This is a genomic window from Aquiflexum lacus (genome assembly GCF_015476655.1).
GTDB classification, from domain to species: Bacteria; Bacteroidota; Bacteroidia; order Cytophagales; family Cyclobacteriaceae; genus Aquiflexum; species Aquiflexum lacus.
Genome location: NZ_JABFHF010000019.1, coordinates 73,791 through 100,009, shown reverse-complemented (window position 1 = coordinate 100,009; position 26,219 = coordinate 73,791). Strand labels below are relative to the sequence as shown.

The window sequence follows — 26,219 nt, the reverse complement described above, 5'->3', positions numbered from 1 at the left end:
GCTAAAATTTTTATCCGTGAAGGACGCCTTCCATATCCAATTCAGGAATATAGATCATATTGGATGGGTCCATACTGCCTTCTGTAAAGATAAACTTTTTGTCGAAAATCTGATCAAGGATATAGTAACTTACCCAATATTCATTGTTCAGGGCAAACAAAGCGGGATCGATGGGTTCTATTTTAGCGATGGATTCCGCTCCCAACTCCTGTATCATATGCCGTAAAGTGGAGGTTTTCTTTTCCTCCCCATCAATCATCCCATAGCCTTTGGAGGTAATCATGACAGTATTCAGTTCTATCATATTAAGATTGATGATATACACCCCCCATTCAATATTGCCATTTACTTTGTTTTTGGCAATGGCAAGTTTAACTCCGGTAACCGGGTGAAAGTCTATGTCTTTTTTCATGGGATAGAGGTGAGAGATGAGGCGTTGGATATGAGAGCCAAGAGACAAGAATCAAGAGCCAAGACAAGGTAATTCAGCGGTTAAAACTAATTTTTATATCAACCATATTTCCATTTTATTTCAAATGTATTTCCATTTTATTTAAACCAATTCCATCTCAAACAAATCAATAAGATGCTTTTTGACTTTTTCTTTGACTTCAGAAATGTTTACTGGTCTTCCCAATTCGAGGTGTAAGGAAGTCACAGCTTTGTCGGGGATGCCGCAGGGGACGATATTGTTGAAATAATTGATATCTGAATTGACATTAAAAGCAAAACCATGCATGGTCACCCACCTGCTGGATTTGACACCCAAGGCACAGATTTTTCTGGGATTTTTTTGAGCTTCGTGATCCAGCCAAACTCCTGTCAAGCCCTCTATCCTGCCTGCTTCAATGCCATATTCTGCCAAGGTCAAAATAATGGCTTCCTCCAAAAACCTCAGGTATTTGTGTATATCCGTAAAGAAATTGTCCAGATCGATGATGGGATAGCCTACCAATTGGCCGGGGCCATGATAGGTGATATCCCCGCCACGGTTGATTTTGTAGAAGGTGGCATTTTTTTCTTTCAGACCATTTTCATCCAAAAGTAAATGTGCTAGTTCACCGCTTTTGCCCAAAGTATACACATGGGGGTGTTCCACAAAAATCAGGTAATTATCGGTCGGCTTTTGGAGTTCTGGGGAAGATTTCCTGTTTTCGATTTTCAGCGCAACAGATTTCGCAAACAATTCTTCCTGAAAATCCCATGTTTCCTGGTAATCCTTTAGGCCAAGGTCTAGAAATTTTACTTTTTTATTGATAACTTGATTCACAGTTTTGGAGGGGGTTGCTGCTTAGCGACAAGCGTTTTTAAATATAGGTTCTCAAAGAGTTTTTCAAAAATAAGCAATTATCACGATGGCAGAACACAATGACAAAGGAAAGGAAGCCGAAGACTTGGCCAAGGATTGGCTAAGTGGACGTGGCTACGAATTTATAGAGGCCAATTATCGCTACAGTCATGCCGAAATTGACCTGATTTTCAAGTATAAAGGAATCCTGGTTTTTGTAGAGGTCAAATACAGGAGTGGAACCGGGTTCGGATATGCCGAGGAGTTTGTGGACTATACCAAGCGAAAGTTGATAGTCAAAGCCGCTGACCACTATATCCATGAAAAGGACTGGCACAAAGACATACGCTTTGATATAGTGGGTGTCTATCGGGACAAAAACGGGAATGTGAATTTCAAGCAGTTTGAGGATGCGTTTTATTAGAAGCGAGAGGTTAGAACCAAGAAGCAAGATGCAAGAGCCAAGAGAGGAGATGTGTATAGGTGAGAGGAGAGGAAAAAGGAACGTAATTTAACATTAGAGGTACATATGGCTGATCAAAGCTTTTCCTTGTCATATCGACCGTAGGGAGATATCTATAACCCTAAATCGGAGAATAGACATCTCCCTTGCGTCGAGGTGACAAGGCAAAGTTGAAAAGGAATCTTGAATGCTTTTATAGCATCAATCGTGTCAAAGGCTTCTCTTTGTCATATCGATCCCGATAATTATCGTGGAGAGATATCTATAGAGCCTTAAGGTCACAGACCTCTTCCGCCACGGCGGACAAGACCTGTCGTCGAGGTGACAAGGAAAGGTTTGATTGGACTCTTGAAAGCTTTTGTTGCATCAATCGTGTAATCGACTTCTCCTTGTCATATCGATCCCGATAATTATCGTGGAGAGATTTCTATAGAGCCTTAAGGTTACAGACCTCTTCCGCCACGGCGGACAAGACCTGTCGTCGAGGTGACAAGGCAAAGTTTAAATTAAATCTTTATCACTGTTATGAGATCAGTTGTGCAATTACTCCCCTAATCCGACTCAACTATTAGGCTTAAACTTCTCCACATAATTCTCCACTGGTTTCAGAGACTTTAGGTAAGCGAAAATAGATTCAAGATCGGTTTCTTTCATTCCCGCATACATCACCCAGGGCATGATGGTCTGGAATTCTCCTGGTTTGACCTCAGGGGCAGTCATGTGCTCATTTTCATACATTTTGAACCGTTGAACAAACATGTCTTTGGTCCAGTTACCGATACCGCTTTCATGTGGGGTCAGGTTTGGACTTGTCAGGACACCATCGGGGAATTCAAAGGTTCTTCCACCTGCAAGCCTCTCTCCGACAAAATCTCCCTCCTCAAATTTAGTATGACAATCTGCACAAGCTGCAGCATTGACCAAGTATCCACCATAGGCTACTTGGTCAGATGGCGAAGGTTTTTTGGTCAATTGGGCTTTGGCAGGCAGGGTGCGGAGAATGAGGTTGAATGGAAAATCTGCTTTGGATTTAGGATGGTCGGTTTCGATGGGTTCCAAAGTTCGGAGAAAGGCAATGACAGATTCAATGTCCTCTGAGTCAATGGTGCCGTAACTGTGGTAAGGCATCACCGGAAAAATAGGACTGCCATCTTTTCTGACTCCTGTGGTGATGAGCCTGAAAAGTTCCCCATCTGTCCAATCCCCTATTCCATATGGGGTGATATTGGGAGAAATAAAAACGCCCGGGAACCCCATACTCTGATCAAATCTTTCTCCTCCCGCAGTTAAAGTGCTTGGGACTGGAGGACCTGAAAATTGGCTGAAATCCCTTACTGAATGGCAATCCACACACATCATGACATGGTATGCCAGGTACTTACCGTGAGCGACTTTTTCCGGAGTGATCTCTACTACGAGGTCTTCTGGTGCCGGGCCTACATTTGGTAAAGCTACGCTGATGTAAGTTGCGGCTACCAGAATCAAAAGAATAATAGCTGACGCGATATATGCGGTAATCCTCAAAAACTTTTTCATAACACAATCTTGATTTGGTTTAAATGGTTACCCCAAAATTCAGATATTTAGGTTTTAAGGAGATCACCCATTTGAGTGATATTCGCATTTGGTCAGCAAGAAATGATGTTATATTTGCCTCACATCGAAATCTAAAAAGTGAAGAACTTCAATAGTTTCTGAGTTTATGGATTAGGTCAGTACGATTGATGGCATGAGTTTTTGAAAAAATATTTTTCAGGTGGGTCTTTACGGTATTCTCACTGACAAACAAATTTTCGGCGATTTCATGGTTGGTCATGCCTTTCTCCACCAATTCAATGATCTCACTTTCCCGGGTGGTGAGGGGGCTCAATAATTTGGAATTGATTCTCCCGATATCAATGGCAGTACCGTTTGGTTTTGCGGGTGTGTTGTTTTCTTCTTGGGCCTTAACTTTTGCCCGCCACCTAAATACATAATAATAAATCCCCGCTAAACCGGAAAGAAAGGCAATTGTCAAAAAGATCATCAGCCTAGCTTTTTTGGTTTTTTCCTTGGAAAGTTCGAGTTCTTGTTGCTGGATTTTTTTATCTTTCTCTATGGCATCAAACCTTGCCTGCATTTCCTCAAAAGCCCACAATTTTTGTTCATTGTTGATGCTGTCATTCAGGATGTTAAAAGCTTTCCAGGACTCGATGGATTTTTCGGGCTGCTGCAGCAATTCATAAGCAACTGCCAATTCTTTCATGACCTGCCTTTTCAACTCCAACCTTTCAGTTTGTTCGACAATTTCTTTGGCTTCGATCAATTTGGAAAGGCCTTCATCGGTTTTTCCGGTCCGAACCTCCAATATTCCCAAATAGGTCAAGGCACCAACTTTTTCATGGATTTTGTCGGATTTCAGATTTTCAATACCGATTTTTAGGTAGTCATAGGCATCTTGGTGCTTTTCCAAATTGTATAAGGCGACCCCCAGTCCAACGTTGATTTCTGCCATAGACCTTTCATCTTTTTGGCCTTCTGCCAGTTTTTGTGCCTTGGAAAATGCTTCAAGACTCTTATCAAAAACCTGCATGTAAGAGTAAAGCAGGCCGATATTATAATGTACATTAACCATCCCGATGGTATCCTTTTGTGTTTTTTTGATTTCTAGGGACTTAAGGTAAATATCAAGGGCTTTTTTGAAATTCCTGCGATGCCGGTATATCACGCCAAGATTGTTGAGGGCATGGGACTCACCTTCCTGATACCCGGCTACCTCACTCAAGGCCAATGCTTCATGATAGAAATTCAATGCATTGTTGTAATCGGATTGATAATAATATGCTACTCCCATGGCATTTCGCAGCTTTGCCATACTCAAACTGTCTTTATAGACTACAGAGATATTGTAAGCGTCTTGGTAGGTTGCAATAGCTTCTTCAAATCTATCTCCGAATTCTAATGCAAGTGCTTTTTGGTATAAATTCCAGATCTGACCTTGAACGAATCCAATGTCTCTTGCTAAGTTAAAACCCCTTTGGCTGTAATGGATGGCGGAATCAAGATCATCATCCATATGATAATAAGCTATGTCTCTCAGTATCCAAACTCTGTTTGTATCTCGCTCGCTTTTTTCCAATTGTTGGAGAAGATCATTCAATCCATTTTGACTAAAGGCAGGAGGGGAGTAAAGGAAAATTATTCCAGCTATTACTGATGAAAAAAAAGCAGTCATCAAAAACAAACGGTTTTCAATTACCGGTTGGAGCATTTTCATAGTTGTGGGTAAACTATCCTTTAAAACATCCATTTTTATAATGAATTGTATTTTAGAGGATTAGAAGCTTTTCTCAATTTAAAAAAAATATTGCAGGTATTGCGTAACTGTTTCCCAAAATATAAAGAGCGATATCAAGCAATTGATTAGATGTCAATCAATTTCACAAAAAAAAATAAACGAGATTAGATAAAATAATATTAAGCAGTCATAAAACCTTAAATCCGTACTAAAATGATGATTAAATTTATTTCAAATAAATTCACAATAATTTTTCCAAATAGGGCCAGATGGTCTCAAATACAATCAAATGCCCTTCCTCTGTAGGGTGAATCCCGTCAGGAAGATTTAAATCAGGATCTCCTGCCACACCTTCCAATAAAAATGGTATAAGAATTACATTTTCTTCTTCAGCCACACTTGGGTATAATTCCCTAAATTCTCGGGTATATTCCGGGCCCATATTGGGCGGGATTTGCATGCCAGCCAATAGAATAGTAGTTTCCGGATATTTGGTGCGGACAGCTTGGATGATTCCTTTCAGATTCTTTTTTGTTTCAGTAAGGGGAATTCCCCTCAATCCGTCATTCCCGCCCAGTTCAAGGACAAATATGGCCGGTTCTTCCTCCAGAAACCAATCCAACCGGCTAAGTCCGCTGGCAGTGGTTTCACCGCTCAATCCTCCATTGACCACTCTATAATCCAGTCCCAAGCTGTCTATCCGCTGTGCCACTAAGCCTGGGAATGCATCTTCTGCATCAATTCCATAACCTGCACTCAGGCTGTTTCCGAAAAAGAGGATGAGTTTTTTAGAATTGATTTCTTCAGATTGATGTTCTGCTTTATTTAGGTTTGTGTCAGCAGGTTTTTGATTACAACTGAAAGAGAAAAGGATGATTATTAAATAAAGTGAAAATTTATAATTCATAAATTATTGAATCTAATTCTTTGATATAATACAATGTTGGTATCAATAAAAAGTTCATTCCCATTCATCTCTTAACGCTTTTTGGATTTCCAGGGGATCAATTGCTAAAGTTATTTTACCACTGTATTTAGTGGCATCTAACATTTTCTTTGCCTTGATTTTTGAAAGTGCTTTTTTGATAGTTTCTTGATCAGCACCGCTTTTGATTTTAGTTGTCATAGCTTAAACCTTTCCCCAAATCTACAATTTTTCAAGCGAAATTGTTTCAATCCATTCTTTCGCCTTATCTTTATTTCCAACGGATCAAACCTTTTGGACGTTTGTTGGTGTTATTAGCCCATATAAAAACCCCTCTTATTTTTATGAGTATTTTAAGTGTAAAGGAAGTTTCCAAAACCTACCAAAGCGGTAACAGGAAATTGACAGTGTTGGATAATGTCAATCTCAATATCCAATCAGGTGACAGCATTGCGATTGTTGGGCCATCAGGAAGTGGTAAAACCACCTTGCTTGGCTTATGTGCAGGATTGGATTCTGCTACTACAGGCTCGGTAGTGCTCAATGGTAGTGCATTTGAGAAATTGTCTGAGGATGAAAGGGCTGCGGTAAGAAGTAAAAATGTGGGTTTTATTTTTCAGAATTTCCAACTCCTCCCCACCTTGACTGCCCTTGAAAATGTGATGGTACCTTTGGAATTGAAGAAAAGAAAAGATGCCAAGGAAAAAGCATTGTCATTGCTACAGAAAGTCGGTTTGGGCGACAGGGTGACACATTACCCCACACAATTATCCGGGGGAGAACAACAGCGGGTATCCATTGCAAGGGCCTTTGCCAATGAGCCTTTGATTCTTTTTGCTGATGAACCCACAGGTAATCTCGATACCGAAACCGGAGAAATGATCGAAGATCTGATTTTCGACATGAACAAAGAACAAGGCACTACTTTGGTTTTGGTCACCCATGACCCGGAATTGGCCAAACGCACCAACAGAATCATTCATATCAAAGGGGGCAAAATCCAGGAGGAAACCAATGACTGATTTTTCTTGGATTTTATTGATGGCCTACAGGGATTTTCGAAAGAATTTCTCCCGCCTTTTGCTTTTTGTGTCCTCCATGGTGGTCGGAATTGCTGCTTTGGTGGGAATTAGCTCTTTTGGTGAAAACCTCAAAAAAGATATTGAAGATCAGTCTAAGGAATTAGTTGGGGCGGATTTGGTTCTTCGAAACAACAAACCACTTGGTCTAAAGCCTACTGATTCGATTGCGATTCAGACTGCAGAGGAAGTCAATTTTGCCAGTATGGTGGCATTTCCTGCTACCGGTGAAAGCAGGTTGACCCAAGTCAGGATGCTGGAAGGGGATTTTCCTTTTTACGGAAGACTCGAGACCATACCTGAAAATGCGGAATCGACTTTCAGGCAGGGGGGAAGAAAAGCTTTGGTTGAAAAACTGCTGATGGCACAGTTCAATGCTGTCGTCGGAGATAGCATTAAGGTAGGGGAATTGACTTTTGTGATCGAAGGGGAATTACAAAAAGTTCCCGGTCAAACAGGAATTGCAGCTACAGTTGCGCCTGCGGTGTATTTGCCCATGGAATATGCCGAGGCTACAGGATTGATCCAATACGGCAGCAGACTCAATTATCAAAGGTATTATCAGTTGGCTGACGAAGTGAATCCTGATGAATTGGTTAAACTGTATGAAGAACAATGGGAAGAGGAAAAAGTAGATGCTGATACCGTAGAGGATCGTCGGCGCCAAACCGGGCGTTCTTTTCAGAACTTATCCAATTTCCTGAGCTTGGTGGCATTTATAGCTTTGCTATTGGGTTGTGTTGGAGTGGCTAGTGCTGTGAATGTATTTGTAAAAGAGAAATTGGCTTCTGTGGCAGTATTGCGTTGTCTGGGAGTTTCAGCTTGGACAGCCATGAAAATCTATCTGGTTCAGATATTGGTCATGGGTTTGATAGGATCCTTATTTGGTGCTTTTTTGGGTACAATGCTGCAGTTTGTATTGCCTACTGTTTTTGCGGATTTTCTTCCTGTGGAGGTCACCATGGCAATTTCATGGATGAGTGTTGGTTTTGGGATATTGACAGGATTGCTGGTCGCTGTGCTTTTTGCGCTATTGCCTTTATTGAAAATCAGGAAAGTTTCACCCATGGCGACATTAAGACCTGAGGAAGGAGAAACAAAAATCTCCAAAGATCCATTGCGATGGGGGGTGATTACAGGCATTTTACTTTTTATATTTGGTTTTAGCTTTTTCCTTTTAAATAGCTGGGAAAATGCTTTGGGATTTACAGCGTTTGTGTTGTTTGCATTTATTGCTTTGTGGTCAGTAGCGTTGGGAATCATGTGGCTGATCAAAAGGTTTTTGCCCATTACACTACAGTATCCTATCCGGCAATCCCTTGCAAATCTTTACAGGCCCAACAATCAGACGGTTTCTCTGATTGCAACCATCGGGCTGGGCACGGCGATGATCAGCACCTTGTTTTTTGTGCAAAACCAATTATTGGATGAGGCAAGATTTGCTGATAAAGAGGATCAACCTAACATGCTGATGTTTGATATTCAGACCCATCAGGTGGATTCGGTGGCTGAAATGATCAGAAAACGGGATTTGCCCATTTTACAGCAAGTTCCGATTGTTACCATGGGATTGGAATCCATCAATGGACTCACAAAAAAAGTCAATGATACCCTTCCTGATGAGGAAAGGAGGTCAAGAGGTTTATATAACAGGGAGTTCAGGGTGACTTATAGGGATTCATTGATTTCCTCAGAAAGGTTGGTCAGCGGAGAACTAAGGAAGGTGGAATCTCAAAGTGACTCTGTCTTTATTTCCTTTGATCAGGGTTATGCCGAAAGGACAGGTATTAATTTGGGTGATGAGATAGTATTCAATGTACAGGGAAGACCGATCAAGACTTATGTAGGAAGTTTTAGGGATATCAAATTCAATCAGGTTTCCACCAATTTTCTGGTGTTGTTTCCTGACAATGTTTTGACCAATGCACCAAAATTCCACGTGCTGATTACCAAAACCAAAAATGACCGACAAGCTGCCGATGTCCAATCAGAAATTGTGCGGAAATTCCCAAATATTTCCGTGATCAACTTAGGGGCAATCGTGGAAACGTTGGAAGAAATCCTGGGGAAAATCAGTTTTGTCATACAGTTTATGGCCTTTTTCAGCATCATAACAGGAGTATTGGTTTTGATCAGTTCTTTGATTATCAGCAAGTTTCAAAGGATGCGCGAAAGTATCTTGTTGCGGACATTGGGTGCAGATAGTGGTACGGTCAGCAAGATCAATACATTGGAGTATTTCTTTTTGGGATCTTTGGCTTCTTTGAGCGGGATTTTGCTGTCATTTCTGGCTACCTTCCTTTTGAGCAAGTTCGTGTTCAATTTGCCTTTCCGAGGGGCCTATGAGGAAGCATTGATCGTCTATTTGGCCATCACTGCACTGACGGTTTTATTGGGCTGGTTGAATGGCAGGAATATTATCAAGATGGCTCCGATGGAGATTTTGAGGGGCTGATATTTACTTGATGTTTGTACATAAATATCCACCTTTATTTCAAATCAGTCTGATATTTATGGATATTGGATAATGATGGATATTAAGTGATATCCTAATGGGTAAGCTTATTTCTGAAATAGGATAGGTTAAGAGCATTTATCACCTTCTTTTTTCAGGTTGATTCCCGGTTCCATTACCGGGAATCGTGGGATTTTGCCTGCTGGCTTGATGACAAATCAAATATACCAGAAAAGTTTAGGTGAATATTTTCTTCATTATACAAAGAATCCTACTTTTATAAACTTAATATTAAAGTGTTCTATCATGAAAAAATTTAAACCCCTTGGTGTAGTTTTAACATTGTTTTTTGCTTCCACTCTAATGGCTAATGCACAAGAAAAAAGTAAGCTTAGACCCGCTCATGTTGGTGTTTATCATTCAGGCTTGGTAGGCCAAGTGGCCATCGGAACAGATTTGAACCAAAAGTATTTTGGTGATATCAGGTTTCAGGCTAATGATATTTTGGAAACTAGTTTTGGCATAGAGGGTTCTTTAAATCGAAATCTGGTCCGGGATGATTGGTTCAATTTTCATATTGGTTTTATGGTAGGTTATCATTTCAATGATAATATGCGAATAGGAGTACCCATAGGTTTTACAATCATGCCTTGTGAAAACCATAAAAGATTTGCCATTTTGATGGAGGCTAGCCCGAACGTTTTTCTTAGTAATGATTTTTTTAACTTAAGAGCAAATATTGGATTAAGGTATACTTTCCGAAAGCAATAATTTCTTTATAGTTCCGTAGGAACGAACGATCTTGAGGCTTTTGGAATCGGTCGTCCCTACGGGACTGGATGGTAGTTTTATAGCTTTGGTCCACATTATATCTTTCGTGCCGCTGGCACTTGGTGTCATGGATGATAGAGGGTGCATCGGAATAGAACCTATATTCTTTTTTATTCCCTACTTCTTGTTTGATAAGAAAATTCATAGTGTCATTGATTTCTCCACCGCTGTTATATAGTCGGTTTTTTTGTTTTTCGGGAATGGTATAATTTCAAACCAAATTCAATTGATTATGATGAAAAATATAATTACGGGTTTATTGCTGGTGGTTTTGATACTTCCCGTCCACGCCCAAAGGAAGCAGGCAAGTCCCCCAATTGTCAAAAAGCCATTGACCCATGCTGCTTATGACGAATGGAAAAGCATTACCTATAAAGAACTGACCAATGATGGGAGATACGTCGCTTACACACTAAACCCCGAAGCTGCGGATGGGAAGCTGGTTTTAATGGACCTTTCCAAAAACACCACAGATGAAGTACATCGGGCGGGAAATATAAAATTAAGTTGGGACAGCAGGTATTCCTTTATGATGATCAAACCACAAAAAGATTTGGTTAAAGAGCTTCGGAGAGAAAAGAAGAAAAAAGAGGATATGCCAAAAGACACTTTGGGCATTTATTCATGGACCAACAAAAAACTGGAGAAAATACCCCATGTAAAATCCTACAAAATTCCTGAAAAAGCAGGGAGTTGGATTGCTTATCAATTGGACCCTGTAGCCGAAACCGAAACAACAAATGGGGATGGACAGGAAAATACTGATAAAGCCAAACCATTACGTAAGGTCTCCGATGAAAACGGATTTCCCCTGGTTTTGAACAACCTGGAAAATGGTCAGCAAATGACCTTTGGTTTTGTGAAAGACTATACATTTTCCAAAACCGGAGAAGGCTTATTATTCCATACGACCGGTGATAATGGTGAACTCCAACCAGGAATTTACTGGTATGACCTGAATGAAGGGAAGTTGCAGTCCATTTTTAAAGCCAACCGAAAACATAAATTCAAATACCTGAGCATAGATGATTCAGGTTCCAAAGTGGCGTTTATCGCAGACTTGGACACCACCAAAGCTTTGGTGCGGGAGCCGAAATTGTATTATTGGGACAAATCCATATCAAATGCCATAGTTTTGGCAGATCAAAGCACTACAGGAATCCCTGAAGAATGGTTGGTTTCTGAAAATTTCAATCCCTATTTTTCGAAAGATGGCAGCAAACTTTTTTTCGGAACCAATCCGGTCCCTATTGTCAAGGATACAGCCTTGTTGGCTGAAGAAATAGTGAATGTGGAAGTCTGGCATTGGCAGGACGATTACATCTATCCCGAGCAAAATGTAAGGGCAGACAGGGAAAGAAAGCGGAGTTACTTGGCAGTGATGCATTTGGACAACAGGAAATTGGTGCAATTGGGCAATGAAAAATTGTCTGACATCAATACTGGTGAAGAAGGGAATTCCAAATATGCGCTGGGCAAAGATGACAGGGAATATAGAGTTAGCCGTACTTGGGACACTGGAGGTGGACACGATTTATATATTGTGAATGTGGCTGATGGCAGTTCAAATCTGATCGAAAAAGGTGTTCAGGGTTATTCCAGGTTATCGCCTTCCGCAGGGTATGCCTATTGGTTCAGCAATCCTGATACAGCTTGGTTTGCGCATCACATTGCCTCCGGAAAAACACTGAAATTGACTACGGGTATGGGTATCTCCTTTGCCGATGAGGAAAATGATGTACCCGATTATCCTTCTTCTTATGGACTTGCTGGTTGGACAAAGGATGATGCAAGGATTTTGGTCTATGACAAATACGATATCTGGTCATTTGACCCTCAGGGAAAGGATGGTCCCATTAACCTGACCAAGGATGGAAGGGAAAAGAAGGTAACTTATCGATACGTGAATCTCGACAGGGAAAAGCAATTCATAGATTTGGATGAAGTGATGCTATTAACAGCTTTTGATGAAAAGAGCAAATCATCTGGATATGCCAGGTATTCATTAAAGGATCGGAAACTTAATCCATTGGTCATGAGTGGACACCGATATGGAGGAATCCAAAAAGCCAAAGACACTGACCTGTATCTTTACACCAGGGAAAACTTTCAGGAATTTCCTGATCTGTATGTTTCAGACCTGAATTTTTCCAAACCAAGGAAAATCTCTGAAGCAAATCCCCAGCAAAAAGAGTATATCTGGGGAACAGCGGAATTGGTTTATTGGAATTCATTGGACAATATTCCTTTGGAAGGAATCCTTTACAAACCGGAGAATTTTGATCCCAACAAAAAGTATCCCATGGTAGTGGTGTATTACGAGCGTTTTTCCAATACCATCCATCAGCACCACAAACCAGAACCAATCCGTTCTTTGGTTCACCGTACCATGTATGTCAGTAATGATTACCTGATTTTTGTACCGGATGTGGTATACAGTACGGGCTAACCTGGTGAAAGCGCCTTCAATTGTATCATTCCTGGTGTCAGCCATTTGATATCCCAAGGTTTTGTGGATAAAGATAGAGTGGGTATACAGGGGCACAGTTGGAGTGGATATCAGACAGCCTATATTCTGACCAGAACCAATATGTTTAAAGCTGCCGAAGCCGGCGCCATAGTAGCCAATATGACAAGTGCCTATGGAGGAATCAGGTGGGAGTCAGGACGGGCAAGAATGTTCCAATATGAAAAGGCACAGTCAAGATTAGGGGTCAGTTTATGGGATAATCCATTACCTTATATAGAGAATTCCCCTTTGTTCTTTGCGAATAAAATTGAGACACCCATACTCCTTTTGCACAATGATGCAGATGGTGCGGTGCCTTGGTATCAGGGAATAGAAATGTACTTGGCCATGAGAAGGCTCGATAAACCTACCTGGATGCTGAATTATAATGGTGAACCACATTGGCCTGTCAAGAGAGAAAACCGTATCGATTTCCAGACTCGGATGATGCAGTTCTTTGATCACTATCTAAAGGATGCTCCTATGCCAAGATGGATGGAAAGAGGAGTTCCTGCGATTGAAAAAGGGATTTATCAGGGATTGGAGCTTGTGGGAGAGGATGGTGTTCAATAAGACTGTAATTTGCTGTAGACAAGAGAGGAGTCTTTATCACCATAGAACCAACAAAAGTGTTCAAGACTAATAAAAGCTTTGCCTTGTCACCTCGACGTAAGGTCTTGTCCGCCGTGGCGGAAGAGGTCTAATACCTTAAGGTTGAAAAGATTTCTCTCTACGTTCGAAATGACAAAGGGGAGGCTTTTAATACAATTTACCTACTGATTACATCAATACTTGGTAATTACTTATTAATTTTGATTCTGGTTTTCATCGCAAGAATGCGGAAACCCAAAATAATTTAAAACAAAAGACCGATTGTCAAATGGAAATGACAATCGGTTTTTTTATTCTTTTGAAAAGGCCTATTTTAAGCCTGTCAACCATTTACTAATATGAAAAAATCGATACTCCTTTTATTTCTGGCTATTTTATTATTTCCAATAGCTGCTTATTCTCAAGTAATGCCCTCACCTGACAGAAAGGAAGGGGATGGTCCCTATGACAAGCTGATCATTAGAGGAGTGACTTTGGTCGATGGTACAGGTGCACCGCCGATAGGTCCTGTGGATATTGTTGTTGAAAGAAATAAAATCGCGGAAGTAAGGATAGTGGGTTATCCTGGCTTGCCGATTAAAGAGGAAAGAAGACCCAAGGCTGGGCCGAATGATAAAGTTATGGATCTGGAAGGCCATTACCTGCTTCCAGGCCTGATTGATATGCACGGCCATATTGGAGGTGCCGGTCAGGGTACTCCTGCAGAATATGTATTCAAACTTTGGATGGCGCATGGCATTACCACGGTCAGAGATCCATCGGCTGGCAATGGACTTGATTGGGTATTGGAACATAAAAAGAAATCTGCCGCCAACACGATCACTGCCCCGAGATTATTGGCATATACCAGTTTTGGACAAGGCGCTACCAAACCGATCACGAACGCTACCGAAGCCAAGGCTTGGGTCAATGAAAATGCAAAGAATGGGGCCGATGGTATTAAGTTTTTTGGTGCAAAACCAGAGGTAATGCAAGCTGCAATGGAAGAAAACAAAAGAATAGGATTGCGTTCTGCTATGCATCATGCCCAAATGGATGTTGCAAGGTGGAATGTACTTCATTCAGCCAGGGCAGGCTTGACTACTATGGAACATTGGTATGGATTGCCTGAAGCATTGTTGGCGGACAGGACTATTCAAGATTACCGTTTGGATTACAATTACCAGAACGAGCAACACAGATTCGCAGAGGCGGGTAAACTTTGGAAACAGGCCGCAGCACCTTACTCTGATCATTGGAACAAGGTCATGCAGGAATTGCTGGATTTGGATTTTACCATTGATCCTACTTTTAATATTTATGAAGCCAATCGTGACCTGATGCGGGCAAGGAGGGCAGAATGGCATGAAGAATATACCCTTCCTTCTTTGTGGAGGTTTTATAAGCCATCAAGAGAATCTCATGGCTCCTATTGGTTTGATTGGACAACCGAAGAGGAAATCCAATGGAAAGAAAATTATCGGATTTGGATGACCTTTGTCAATGAATACAAAAACAGGGGTGGAAGGGTTACGGCTGGATCGGATTCCGGATTTATTTATCAGTTGTATGGATTTGCATTTATCAGAGAGTTGGAATTGCTGAGAGAAGCAGGTTTTCACCCATTGGAAGTTATCAGGGCTGCTACCATGCATGCCTCAGAAGCATTGGGAATGGATAAAGAAATCGGAACTGTCGAAGTTGGGAAATTGGCTGATTTTGTGATACTGGAAGAAAACCCCCTTCAAAACCTTAAAGTCCTTTATGGTACAGGAGCCATTAGAATAGGGGAAGACAATGAGCCTGTAAGGGTAGGAGGTGTCAAATATACTGTGAAGGATGGGATTGTCTATGATGCCAAACAACTCCTTGAAGATGCCCGTATCATAGTGCAACAGCATAAGGACCGTGAGAACGCCATGAGGTTGAAGCAGCCTGGATTGGATTGGTAGTTCTTAGAGCCAAGAACCAAGAGCCAAGAAACAAGATGTGCAAGAAACAAGAAATAGCCGAGAACAGAGGGCAGGCACTATTGATGTTTTGATAATCGAATGCAGTAACTATTTAATAAGACTTCTCCTTGTCATGTCGACGGCAGGAGACATCTAGTGAGTCAAGAGATCAGTGAAGAGTCAAGAAACAAGGGGGAGTATTTAGTCGATAAGCAAAAAAGATTTAAATAAGCCTTAAAAAAACAACCAACTTCAATTTCTTGGTACTTTGTACTTCGTACATCGTACTAAATCCTTCAAACTTCGTACAATAATACATGCCACATATCCAACTCAATAACATCAAACTGTTTTACATCAAAGAAGGTGAAGGAAAGGAAACAATTATCTTTTCCCATGGACTACTTTGGAGTCATAAGATGTTTATGGATCAGGTTGAGTTTTTGAAAAAAAAATACACCGTCATTTCTTATGACCATAGGGGGCAAGGTCAATCAGAGGTAAATAAGGGTCCTATCGACATGGACATTTTGACTGAGGATGTATTGGAACTGATTGATAATTTAGTAGGTCAACCTGTTCATTTTGCAGGTTTGTCCATGGGAGGGTTTGTGGGGATGCGTTTGGCTGCACGCTATCCAGAAAAAGTTAAAAGCCTGATATTACTGGAAACTTCCGCTAATTCAGAGCCTGTAGAAAATCTTCCTAAGTATAAATTTTTAAATGGGATTGTAAAATTGGTTGGTGTTGTTCCCATGGTAGCTTCTAAAGTAATGCCGATTATGTTTGCACAGAGTTGGTTGGAAAATTCCAAAAACAAGAATTCCTACAAAAAATGGATTAAGGAATTACAGGCTAACAAAAAATCAATTACCAAATCAGTGGAGGCAGTGATTTACCGGAAGGGTGTGGAGGAAGAAATCCGTAATATCAAATGCCCCACCATGGTATTAGTCGGAGATGAGGATGTAGCTACCAAACCTGAGAAAGCCAAATTTATACAAATGGCCATTCCCAATGCCACGCTTCATATCGTGCCCGGCGCAGGACATAGCAGTTGTATCGAAAAGCCTGATGAAATCAACAGGTTAATAGGCGATTGGCTAGCAAAATTCTAACCAACCAAAAATAATCTAATGTTTTTCAAAAATTAAATTGGAATTGGTAAACCTTTTATTACTTTTGTATGTATATACATTAAATACTTAAACATTATATACCAATGAGGCTAGAAGAAGCGATAAAGCAGAAAGAGTTTAAAGATCAGTATAACAAGGCAATTGTAAATCTACTTTACACTCAAAGTTTTATTGTTACCAAGCAGAGTAGGTTATTCAAACCATTGAGTCTTTCTCCGGAACAATATAATGTCTTGAGGATTTTGAAAGGACAAAAAGGAAGTCCTATTACAGTGTCTTCTATTCAAGAGAGAATGCTTAATAAAATGTCCAATGCTTCACGTTTAGTTGAAAAGCTCAAACAAAAAGGAATGGTGGTCAGAGAGGAATGTCCTACCGATAGGAGACAGGTTGATATTCTGATTACTGAAAAAGGTATGGATGTCCTCAGTCAGTTGCATAATGAAATGCATGAGCTGAACAGAACACTGATTCAATTGAACGAAGGGGAAGTAGATCAGCTAAATTTTCTTTTGGATAAACTGAGAGGCTAAAAAAAAATTAATCAAATAAGTGTATAGACACTAAATGTAAATACAATTTAAACCAAAAAACAATAAAATTATGAGTACTGCAACAACAACAACTACCAAATGGGCTATTGACCCAACACATTCAGAAGTTTCTTTTAAAGTAAAGCACTTGGTGATTTCTACAGTTACAGGTTATTTTAAATCATTCGACGCTTCTGTGGAAACAGAATCCGAGGATTTTGAAGGAGCAAATATTTCTTTCTCTGCGGATATCGCAAGTATCTCTACCAATCAGTCAGACAGAGACAATCATTTGAAGTCAGCAGATTTCTTTGATGCTGAGAAATTTCCTAAAATGACATTTTCCGGAATTTTGAATGGAAATACCCTGGAAGGTGATTTGACTATAAAAGGTGTTACTAAAACTGTATCCTTGGATGTTGATTTTGGGGGTGTAGTGGAAGATCCTTATGGACAAACCAAAGCTGGATTTGAAATTGAAGGTAAAATCAGCAGAAAAGAATACGGATTGATGTGGAATGCTGTGACCGAGGCAGGAAGTGTCGTCGTGAGTGACCAAGTGAAAATAATCGTTAACGCTCAAGTTATTAAGCAATAAAACCTTTAAGACCTTTGGGTACGCCTCGGCGCACCCGAAGGTCTTATTACCAAAATTTGAATTAGACTCAAAGTATCCGAAAGTATATTTCATATGATTAGTCTTGAAAACCTTTGAGGTCTTAGAGACCTCAAAGGTTTAAAAAACCAACTTGCCACTATTTACTAATTGCATATTATCCAGTAACTTAATATCAATAAAACGCCAAAACTATGAAAACCCTGATCACTGGAATACATCACATTACCGCCATTGCAGGAAATCCTCAAAAGAATGTTGATTTCTATACAGGTATTTTGGGACTGAGGATGGTCAAAAAAACCATCAATTTCGATGCCCCGGATGTATACCATTTTTATTTTGGTGACGAATTCGGAACTCCTGGTACAGTTTTTACCACTTTTCCTTTTGATGGTGCAAGGAAAGGGACCAAAGGCACAGGTGAGTTGACTTACACTGCTTTCTCCATTTCCAAAGGTTCATTGTCTTTTTGGATAGACAGGTTAGCAAAGTTTAATATTCCTACTTCTACCGGATTGAGTCGCTTTGGTGAGAAATTGATCCGTTTTGAAGATCACGATGGTATGGGGATAGAGTTGATTGCCAATGACAAGGATTCCAGAAGAGGCTGGACTTATGGCAATATCCCTTTGGAATATTCCATCAGGGGATTTTATGGAGCGACCCTGAATCTCAAAGCTAAAGAATTGACAGAAAAGTTGCTTACCCAGTTTATGGATTACAAATTCATAGCTGAGGAGAATGGCCGTTTTCGATATGGAACCAAAGGTGAACCCGGGGACATTGTAGATATTGTTTTGGATAATAATGGACGTCAGGGAATACAAAGTGCAGGTACAGTTCATCATATTGCTTTCCGGACAGCCAACACTTCTACACAATTGGAGATCCAAAAAATATTGATGGAGAATGGGTATCATGTGACAGAGGTAAAAGACAGGAACTATTTTAAATCCATTTATTTCAGAGAACCTGGAGGAGTCCTTTTTGAGATTGCTACAGATGAACCAGGATTCGCAATAGATGAGGATGAAGCACATTTGGGTGAATTGTTGAAATTGCCTGATTGGGCAGAACCCCAGCGCGATAAAATCGCATCAAGATTGGCGAAAGTGAATTTGAATATCGAAAGTTTTGCATAAGATGAAAACAGCAGGAACAGCATTTGGAAAAGCCGAAAAAGTAGCCATTATGATTCATGGTCGTGGTGCGTCAGCGGATAGTATTATCAGTTTGAAGGAATATCTAAATCTTGATGATTTTGCCATTTTAGCACCCCAAGCACCAGGAAACACTTGGTATCCATACAGCTTTATGGCCCCTGATTCCAGCAATGAGCCCGCATTTTCCAATGCCATAAAAATGCTTGATGGTGTTGTCGTAGATTTGGAGTCCCAAGGATTCAAATCAGAGCAGATCTTTTTTATAGGCTTTTCTCAAGGTGCTTGTCTTTCATTGGAATACGCAACCCAACATGCCAGAAAATACGGCGGTGTGATTGCCTTTACGGGCGGTTTGATAGGGGAGAAATTGAATAGAGACAAATACAAAGGTGATTTTGAAGGTACAAAAGTTTTTATTGGATCCAGTCACAAGGACATGCATGTTCCTTTGAGCAGGATTGAAGAATCAGGTGAGTTGATAAGTAAAATGGGTGGTAATGTAAAGATATTGATCTTTGAAGATTCAGACCATACCATCCGGCAAGAAGAAGTTGATTGGGTAAATGAGAATGTCTTGAAATGAATATAGGTAGCTTAACCAACTAGAAACCTGACCTGTTTTATGGTCGGGTTTTCCTTTAATCAAAAAATAACCCGTCACATTACTTTGCTAAATCTATTCTTGATTTCTAAATCCACCACTTAATCTATACATAAGTCCCCGCTAGGGACCAAATACGGGTAGGAAAAGAGCATTAATTGTAGATTTCCGTGCCTTTAGGTGTAGAATATATTTTGTACCGGAAAGGCAGGCCTCAAGGCACAAAATTCCTCAAATAATCGTTTATTTTTTACCTATATTTAGTCCCTAATGGGTCAAACAACAGCAACTTTTTCATGTCAATCAGGTCATTGGATGCAAAAAAACTAATTTAGGAATGTTAAAACCATCTCAAAATTTATAAGTTTTATTGTTATCATGGACAATCAATATCTCAAATTCCTCGAAACACTTTCCCAAAACAACAACAAAACCTGGATGGATGCCAATAGAGATTGGTATCTCAAAATCAGGGAGCGTTTGTTGGAAGATGTCGAAGTTATTTTACAAGGTGTCACACAATGGGAGCCAGAATTATCAAGTTTTAAGGCTAAAGACTGTGTTTTTCGTCAAAACAGAGATGTAAGGTTTTCGGCTAACAAAGATCCTTATAAAACCAATCTGGCAGCCTACTTTTCAGTAGGAGGAAAGAAATCTTCCGGTCCGGGATATTACCTTCATATTCAGCCGGGACAGAGTTTTATTGCAGGTGGTATTTGGATGCCACCCGCTGATGTTTTGAAAAAAATAAGACAAGAAATTGATTATTCAGGTAAAGAACTGCAGGCTATCCTTGGACAATCTGAATTTCAAAAAACATTCGGGGGTTTGCAGGGAGAGACCCTCAAGACCAGTCCAAAAGGTTATGAATCAGACCATCCTTATATTGAATTGTTGAGATTTAAATCTTTTATTGTATCCACCCCATTGAAAGACAGTAAGGTATCGGATGGATCGTTTAGGACCCACGCCATTGAGATTTTTAGACAAATGAAGCCCTTCCATGACTTTTTGAACAAAGCCGCAGAGGATGTGGAGAATGGAGAAGGGCTTTTGTGATTGGGGATTAAAAATCATCCCATGGCACATTGTCAAAGATTCCAGTGACGGCACCAAAACCCACCAGCATTAAAACCAAAATGGCAATACCTATACCCACGACATACCAAAGTAGTTTAGCTTTTGCCCAATTGGCTTTATTGGGGTTCCCCTGCTTGTCAAAGGCCCATACTATAAGCATGATGAAACCAATTACAGGAATGTTTGTAATCAAAATGGTCAAAAACCATTCACCGGTATTGATTGGAGGATGCTTGAATTGTTCATTGAAATCCATAGTTTTCTGGGGTTTGGTTTGTCAATAAATCCTTCACTTCAAAACTATATTCACTGACCGCAAAGTTTTCTGTATTAAACGGGTCAGTTTGAATAAATGAAATTTTGATGGTTTTGTAATCGTTGATTTTAGAATAGCCATTGGAATATAATTCAGCACATTTACGGGCAGTATTTTCTTCACTTAACCTTAATTCCGGGCTTTTCCCATTATGAAGCCTTAATTCCAGCGTACTTTCATTTTTTCCATTTTCAATAATTTTGGAGACCAAGACTTCTGCCCCTTCAAATTCTCCAAGGGCAAGAATTTCCGGAGACGGGAAATATCCTTCGCCTGCCATTTTGTTAAATCCCCACAGCATGGCTTTCATGACTTTTTCTCCATCACAAGAAGTCAAAGAAAAAGAAAGCAAAAGGAAGGTTATCAAAGCCAGATTTTTCATTTTGCAGCTACAGCTTCAATCTCAATCAATAAGTCAGGGTTGGCCAATGCATATACTGCAATGGTAGACCTTGCTACCTTGTTTGGGTTTTCTTCATTATTGAAATACTCTCCATAAGCTTTGAACCAAGCGTTCCAATCAATATTTCCCTCTTGATCAGGCGCCAAATAAACCCTCAAAAAGAAGACATCTTCCAAAGTAAAGCCTGCCTCAGCGATTGTTTCTTTAATTCTTTTCAAAGTACCTAAGCTTTGTTCATAGGTATTGCCATACCGCTCTATCGAACCAACTGGGGCGCTTTCGTCTTTAATTGGGGCTACAAGTCCTGATGTATAAAAATATTCCTTTCCTTTTGGGATATATACTCCTCTCAGTATACTTGCATCAGGGCGGTCATAGCGCACTATGAATTCCTCTTTTGGTTCACTTTCTTTTTTCGTTTCAGTGGACACAGTACAGGATATCATTGATATCAAAAGACCAAGAATAAGAATATTTATTTTTTTCATATTTTTTGATTTTCACAAAAAAAGGCTTGACAGAACAAGCCTTTTAAAGAAATTATTGATGTTATTTAAATGACTTGCTGGTTATTGAGTCTCCTCAGCTAATTTTTCTTCCATAATTTTTACCCTTAATATAAAATCGCTGAGAACGTTCATATAATTGATAAAGGCATCATAGGGGGTGTCATAATGGCTGAAGTAAGAGTGGACGGCACCATCAGAGAAGAATTTGGTACACATGTAGTAAAAATGATCAGAGGTTTGAAGGTAATTCCAGTCTCTTTGGATTTCTTCATCATCAATTTTCGCAACCCTGTTCTCCATTTCATAAAGCTTCGAAAAAGCTTCATTTTGAAGATCATTTCCTAACCATGCGGTCAGATCCCGCTCCTCATCTGCCCAAGATATTGGAATAGGAACATGGATTTGGGAAATTGACCTACTATTTCTTACCACTTCAGTTGGGGTAGAAAAGCCATAATTGGTATGCTTAAATACTGCATTTGGCAATGCCCTCATAAATTCAAAAATCCCTGTTTCGGCCCATTGATGTTCGCCAAATGTTTCATAATCCATAAATAGGTTGATTACTTCCTGTTCTATTGGCAAGGCATTTATCCAAGTCACAAATTTCTCTGTGGTCAATGGGTAATCAGACCAAGTCTTATTGCTGAAACGGAAAGCGATATCATCACTTAGCTGAAAATTCTTCAATAATATCTTTAGATTGGGATCAATAGCGTTTTCATAGACAAAGTTGGGGCTTTTCCAGCCCAGAATGTGTTTCGCACCTTCTGTTAGCATTCCTTCAAATCCCATTTCTGCAACCATCCCCCCAATCTTATCAGAATAGATTAATTCGGTATTTCTAAACACCTTGGTTTCGTAACCATTGAAGTGCTTTTTGATTTTTTCTTTATGGTTCTGGACCATTCTTTTAAACTCAGTTTTGCTTTTTAGCGAACACAGTGCATGGGAATCAGTTTCACTTAACAGCTCAACATGACCTGTCGCCACCAGCTTTTTGAAGCTATCCAAAACATCAGGGGCAAAGGCTTCAAATTGATCCAGACAAACACCTGAAATCGAAAATGCTACTTTAAAATTGCCGTTGTAGTGATTGATAAGATCCAAAAGTAGGGCATTCATAGGTAAGTAGCATTTTTGAGCTACTTTTCTGATGATACTCTTATTGCTGTAATCATCCCAATAGTAATGATCTGCGCCGATATCAAAAAAACGATATGGCTTTATTCTGAGTGGCTGATGAACCTGAAAGTAGAAACAAATAGTTCTCATGGCTGTTGTTTGTGAAGTTTATCGTAAACGGTTACTAATTTGGCAGCTACATGCTCCCATTTTAATTTTTTAAGTTCTTCGCTGCCCAATTCCTTGAACATCTTGGAGATACTGTCATAGTGAAGCAATCCAAAAATGGCATCAGCCATTGCATCTACATCCCAGAAATCCACTTTGATTGCGTTTCTAAGCACTTCTGCAACTCCGGACTGCTTTGAGATGATGACTGGAGTATTATGCCGAACTGCTTCAAGAGGGGCAATTCCAAAGGGTTCGGATACAGAGGGCATAACATATACATCACTGATGGCATACATGTCATCCACATCTTTTCCTTTAAGAAAGCCTGTGAAGTGAAATTTTGTCCCCATTCCCAATTCAGCGACCCTTTCTATCATCCGGTTTAGCAGGTCGCCGCTTCCTGCCATTACAAATCTGACATTGGGATCTCGGTCAATTACTTTTTTGGCTGCTTCAACGAAGTATTCCGGGCCCTTTTGAAAGGTAATCCTTCCTAAGAAAGTCACGATTTTTTCGGGAACATTTTTATATACACTTGATTTGATAATACTCGCATCAAGTACAGCATTGTGCAATACACTTACTTTATCCGGATGAACACCATATTTTTCTATGACTACCTTTCTTGTGAGGTGACTTACCGCAACTACATGATCAGCAGCAAGCATTCCTGCTCTTTCAATATCGTAAACAGGCTTGTTGACTGTCTCACCTGACCTGTCAAATTCTGTGGCATGAATATGGGCCACTAATGGTTTACCACTGATTTCTTTGGCAGCAATTCCTGCAGGATAAGCCAACCAATCATGTGCATGAATGACATCGTGATCTTTGGATTTGGCGATCTGCGCGGCTACCAGGGCATATCTGGACACCTCTTTCATCAAATCTTTACCATATTTTCCACTAAATTCGAATTTATTGGAAAACACACTTTCGTCTACATCGGTACGATCGTGAATCGCATAATCAGTGTATTTTTGGAATTCTTCGGGTCCCAGATACGGAACCAAAAAGCTGCTTACTTCGAGGTATGTAAGGTTTTTCCATATTTTCTTAAATTTTTTCTCCCTGTAGTCAATCACTACATCGCTGGCATTGACAAAATCTGCCAGGGGCTCTTCGTCACCCCATAATTTTGGTACTACAAAGATGATGTCTTGATTGTGATGGACCAGTCCTTTGACCAATCCATAACAGGCAGTGCCCAATCCTCCTGAAATATGTGGCGGGAATTCCCACCCAAACATTAAAACCTTCATAAAAATAATTTAAACTTTATCTAATATGTACATCATTCTCAATAATTCCCCAATACTCCATGCTTGAGAGATTGCTCCTTTTGGTCTGTGTGGTGGATCTCCATCATAGATTTCAGCAACAGTTCCAACACCGTATTGAGTCATCACACCGTCAAATGCCTGAATGATTTTTTCAACATAGTGTTTTCCTGATTTCCCGTGGAGTTTGAGGTAACCTTCAACAAAGTTCCCTAGGAGCCAAACCCAAACTGTACCATTGTGATAGGCTATATCCCTAGTGAATTGGTTGCCATGATAATACCCTTTGTATCCTGGATCATCAGGAGAAAGAGACCTTAATCCTCTTGTAGTCAGTAATTTTGACTTCACTTTTTCCAAGATACTGTCCATTTGACTTTCTTCCAATGGGGAGTACTGCAAGGAAGTGGCAAAGATCATGTTGGGTCTTATGGACCAATCTTTGAAACCACCTGAGACATAGTCGGCAAGGTATCCTCTTTCTTCATCCCAAAAGGTATCAACAAATGATTTTTTGACTTGCTCCGATAACGCTTGGATTTCTTGGTCCCCAGTAAGTTCCGCATAAAAACAAAGCGCATTGTACCAAAGCGCATTTATTTCAACAGGACAACCGATTCTAGGAGTAACAGGACCATCAGAATTCACAGCATCCATCCAAGTCAAAGCGACTCCATCCATACCACCATACATCAATCCATTTTCCAACATATGGATATTGTAATCTGTACCTTTTCGGAATCCATCAATGATTCCTTTCATTTTTTCAAGATACTTCTTTTTGATAGTCTTTGTATCTCCTGTAAATTCTATATATTGTTGGAGGGACCAGAAAAACCATAAGGGAGCATCCATTGAGGTGCTATTTCTCATGACTCCACTGCCCACATTTGGGAAAAGAGGGCCTTGAAGGTCAGTTATCATGGTATCCATGATCTCCAAAAATGTCTCTTTATTGCCTTGCGTCAAAGTTAGTCCAGGTGCAGAAACAAAAGTGTCCCTTCCCCACCAACCAAACCAAGGGTACCCTGCGATTACATGGGTTTTGCCATCTCTTTTTTGAATAAATTGTCCGGCAGAATTTTTGAGACAGTTAATGAAATTATTTCTTGGAATCCGTCTTGCCAATTCTTTTTCAAAAGCTTTTTGTCGGGTACTTGGATCGGCTTCAATAAGTCCAGCAGAGAAAATTACAGATTCGCCTTTTTTGATATCAAATTCAAAGTATCCGGGAACGAATAAATCCTCTTGATATTCATAGCCCCGTTCCCTTTCCATGATGTATTCAATATTAAAATACCAATCCGGTTTTGATACGAACTCATTTTTTTTGGAAAGCTGTAGATAGAGTGGGTTATATTCAGGATATAATTGAAATTTTGCACCATTGGGGACTTTGGAAAATTCTTTATTGATTCTATCATTTTCTTTGGAAAGATTATGATATCCCCGAAATCCCAAAAATGGGCTGATTCTTATTTTGGTTGGTGAGTGAGCATCCAATAAGGTGTACCGAATCATTACCCGGTCTCTATTGGTATCAAGAATAAGTTCTTTTTGCAATAAAACGCCACCTACCCTGTAAGTGAGCTTTGGTATAGGTTCAGAATCAAAGTCCTCAAGGTATTTATGTCCTCTTGGGGAATAGTTCCCTGGAAATTTACTGATACCTAAATTGAAGCTTGCCCCCCTTTGGATGACTGTCTCATGGACAGTAGATAACATGACATGTAATTGTTCATCAATTTGGGGCTGTGGGGCCACCAAAAGGCCATGGTATTTTCTGGTGTTACATCCTATGATGGAGGTACTGGTATAACAGCCGCCTCTATTCGTTCTGATTATTTCCCTATCGAGGGAGTAATTAAGGTTGATTAATTGGGTTTTGTCAAAATGGATATAACTCATTT

At 40.0% G+C, this 26,219-nt stretch carries 25 protein-coding genes; 13 read left to right on the top strand and 12 right to left on the bottom strand.

Annotation, left to right across the window (positions count from 1 at the left end; all coding sequences use genetic code 11):
• Window positions 1-10: 10 nt before the first annotated feature.
• Together HMJ38_RS16800 and lipB are read right to left on the bottom strand one after the other, a co-directional pair.
• Window positions 11-412: a hypothetical protein gene (locus HMJ38_RS16800; RefSeq protein WP_194975583.1), complete on the bottom strand. Its 402-nt coding sequence runs from the start codon at window positions 410-412 to the stop codon at window positions 11-13.
• A 141-nt stretch (window positions 413-553) separates the two neighbouring features.
• Window positions 554-1,270 carry a lipoyl(octanoyl) transferase LipB gene (lipB, locus tag HMJ38_RS16795; protein WP_194975582.1) on the bottom strand — a complete coding sequence of 239 codons (717 nt, stop codon included), beginning with the start codon at window positions 1,268-1,270 and terminating at the stop codon, window positions 554-556.
• A gap of 85 nt (window positions 1,271-1,355) precedes the next feature.
• Here lipB and HMJ38_RS16790 point away from each other — a divergent pair, with 85 nt between their 5' ends.
• The gene (locus HMJ38_RS16790; RefSeq protein ID WP_194975581.1) at window positions 1,356-1,712 is read left to right on the top strand and encodes a YraN family protein; all 357 of its coding nucleotides are present in this window, start codon (window positions 1,356-1,358) and stop codon (window positions 1,710-1,712) included.
• 600 nt (window positions 1,713-2,312) lie between these two features.
• On the opposite strand, the gene HMJ38_RS16785 is transcribed toward HMJ38_RS16790, so the two are convergent.
• The 4 genes from HMJ38_RS16785 to HMJ38_RS16770 all read right to left on the bottom strand — a co-directional run bounded on the left by HMJ38_RS16785 (window position 2,313) and on the right by HMJ38_RS16770 (window position 6,154).
• A complete protein-coding gene (locus tag HMJ38_RS16785) occupies window positions 2,313-3,287 on the bottom strand; it encodes a c-type cytochrome (protein ID WP_194975580.1) in 975 nt (324 codons plus the stop codon).
• 148 nt (window positions 3,288-3,435) lie between these two features.
• Window positions 3,436-5,007 carry a LuxR family transcriptional regulator gene (locus HMJ38_RS16780; protein WP_194975579.1) on the bottom strand — a complete coding sequence of 524 codons (1,572 nt, stop codon included), beginning with the start codon at window positions 5,005-5,007 and terminating at the stop codon, window positions 3,436-3,438.
• A 262-nt stretch (window positions 5,008-5,269) separates the two neighbouring features.
• On the bottom strand, window positions 5,270-5,935 hold the full coding sequence (locus HMJ38_RS16775; protein ID WP_194975578.1) for an arylesterase: 666 nt from the start codon (window positions 5,933-5,935) through the stop codon (window positions 5,270-5,272).
• A gap of 54 nt (window positions 5,936-5,989) precedes the next feature.
• Window positions 5,990-6,154 (bottom strand): hypothetical protein, encoded by a 165-nt coding sequence (locus HMJ38_RS16770; protein WP_194975577.1) that lies wholly within the window; start codon window positions 6,152-6,154, stop codon window positions 5,990-5,992.
• Window positions 6,155-6,297: 143 nt separating this feature from the next.
• Here HMJ38_RS16770 and HMJ38_RS16765 point away from each other — a divergent pair, with 143 nt between their 5' ends.
• The 12 genes from HMJ38_RS16765 (at window position 6,298) to HMJ38_RS16710 (ending at window position 20,484) form a co-directional block, all read left to right on the top strand.
• Window positions 6,298-6,975 (top strand): ABC transporter ATP-binding protein, encoded by a 678-nt coding sequence (locus HMJ38_RS16765; RefSeq protein ID WP_194975576.1) that lies wholly within the window; start codon window positions 6,298-6,300, stop codon window positions 6,973-6,975.
• A complete protein-coding gene (locus HMJ38_RS16760) occupies window positions 6,968-9,487 on the top strand; it encodes an ABC transporter permease (protein WP_194975575.1) in 2,520 nt (839 codons plus the stop codon). Before HMJ38_RS16765 ends, HMJ38_RS16760 begins: the two co-directional genes overlap by 8 nt.
• A 306-nt stretch (window positions 9,488-9,793) precedes the next feature.
• Window positions 9,794-10,258: a hypothetical protein gene (locus tag HMJ38_RS16755; protein ID WP_228780105.1), complete on the top strand. Its 465-nt coding sequence runs from the start codon at window positions 9,794-9,796 to the stop codon at window positions 10,256-10,258.
• Window positions 10,259-10,550: 292 nt separating this feature from the next.
• Window positions 10,551-12,767 carry a S9 family peptidase gene (locus tag HMJ38_RS16750; RefSeq protein WP_194975574.1) on the top strand — a complete coding sequence of 739 codons (2,217 nt, stop codon included), beginning with the start codon at window positions 10,551-10,553 and terminating at the stop codon, window positions 12,765-12,767.
• 24 nt (window positions 12,768-12,791) lie between these two features.
• Window positions 12,792-13,400, top strand: a complete 609-nt coding sequence (locus HMJ38_RS16745; protein WP_317174548.1) for an alpha/beta hydrolase family protein — start codon at window positions 12,792-12,794, stop codon at window positions 13,398-13,400.
• A 377-nt stretch (window positions 13,401-13,777) separates the two neighbouring features.
• Window positions 13,778-15,370, top strand: coding sequence for an amidohydrolase family protein (locus HMJ38_RS16740; RefSeq protein ID WP_194975572.1), 1,593 nt, complete (start codon window positions 13,778-13,780; stop codon window positions 15,368-15,370).
• A 317-nt stretch (window positions 15,371-15,687) separates the two neighbouring features.
• On the top strand, window positions 15,688-16,488 hold the full coding sequence (locus HMJ38_RS16735) for an alpha/beta fold hydrolase (RefSeq protein WP_194975571.1): 801 nt from the start codon (window positions 15,688-15,690) through the stop codon (window positions 16,486-16,488).
• A 104-nt stretch (window positions 16,489-16,592) separates the two neighbouring features.
• Entirely contained in the window at window positions 16,593-17,042 is a 450-nt protein-coding gene (locus HMJ38_RS16730; protein ID WP_194975570.1) for a MarR family winged helix-turn-helix transcriptional regulator, read from the top strand.
• Between the two features lie 70 nt (window positions 17,043-17,112).
• Window positions 17,113-17,640 (top strand): YceI family protein, encoded by a 528-nt coding sequence (locus HMJ38_RS16725; protein WP_194975569.1) that lies wholly within the window; start codon window positions 17,113-17,115, stop codon window positions 17,638-17,640.
• Window positions 17,641-17,852: 212 nt separating this feature from the next.
• Entirely contained in the window at window positions 17,853-18,803 is a 951-nt protein-coding gene (locus tag HMJ38_RS16720) for a ring-cleaving dioxygenase (RefSeq protein WP_194975568.1), read from the top strand.
• A 1-nt stretch (window position 18,804) separates the two neighbouring features.
• Window positions 18,805-19,407: an alpha/beta hydrolase gene (locus tag HMJ38_RS16715; protein ID WP_194975567.1), complete on the top strand. Its 603-nt coding sequence runs from the start codon at window positions 18,805-18,807 to the stop codon at window positions 19,405-19,407.
• 396 nt (window positions 19,408-19,803) lie between these two features.
• Window positions 19,804-20,484, top strand: a complete 681-nt coding sequence (locus HMJ38_RS16710; RefSeq protein ID WP_194975566.1) for a DUF2461 domain-containing protein — start codon at window positions 19,804-19,806, stop codon at window positions 20,482-20,484.
• 7 nt (window positions 20,485-20,491) lie between these two features.
• Here the strand turns inward: HMJ38_RS16710 and HMJ38_RS16705 are convergent, their stop codons facing one another.
• The 6 genes from HMJ38_RS16705 to HMJ38_RS16680 all read right to left on the bottom strand — a co-directional run bounded on the left by HMJ38_RS16705 (window position 20,492) and on the right by HMJ38_RS16680 (window position 26,217).
• Window positions 20,492-20,761, bottom strand: a complete 270-nt coding sequence (locus tag HMJ38_RS16705) for a hypothetical protein (RefSeq protein ID WP_194975565.1) — start codon at window positions 20,759-20,761, stop codon at window positions 20,492-20,494.
• A complete protein-coding gene (locus tag HMJ38_RS16700; RefSeq protein WP_194975564.1) occupies window positions 20,748-21,203 on the bottom strand; it encodes a hypothetical protein in 456 nt (151 codons plus the stop codon). Before HMJ38_RS16700 ends, HMJ38_RS16705 begins: the two co-directional genes overlap by 14 nt.
• Complete coding sequence (locus tag HMJ38_RS16695) at window positions 21,200-21,712, bottom strand: RidA family protein (RefSeq protein ID WP_194975563.1); 513 nt, start codon at window positions 21,710-21,712, stop codon at window positions 21,200-21,202. The genes HMJ38_RS16700 and HMJ38_RS16695 overlap by 4 nt, the downstream gene beginning before the upstream one ends.
• Window positions 21,713-21,793: 81 nt before the next feature.
• Window positions 21,794-23,008, bottom strand: coding sequence for a glycoside hydrolase family 57 protein (locus HMJ38_RS16690; protein WP_194975562.1), 1,215 nt, complete (start codon window positions 23,006-23,008; stop codon window positions 21,794-21,796).
• Window positions 23,005-24,291, bottom strand: a complete 1,287-nt coding sequence (locus tag HMJ38_RS16685; RefSeq protein WP_194975561.1) for a glycosyltransferase family 4 protein — start codon at window positions 24,289-24,291, stop codon at window positions 23,005-23,007. Before HMJ38_RS16685 ends, HMJ38_RS16690 begins: the two co-directional genes overlap by 4 nt.
• A 9-nt stretch (window positions 24,292-24,300) precedes the next feature.
• Window positions 24,301-26,217, bottom strand: coding sequence for an amylo-alpha-1,6-glucosidase (locus HMJ38_RS16680; RefSeq protein ID WP_194975560.1), 1,917 nt, complete (start codon window positions 26,215-26,217; stop codon window positions 24,301-24,303).
• Window positions 26,218-26,219 lie beyond the last annotated feature (2 nt).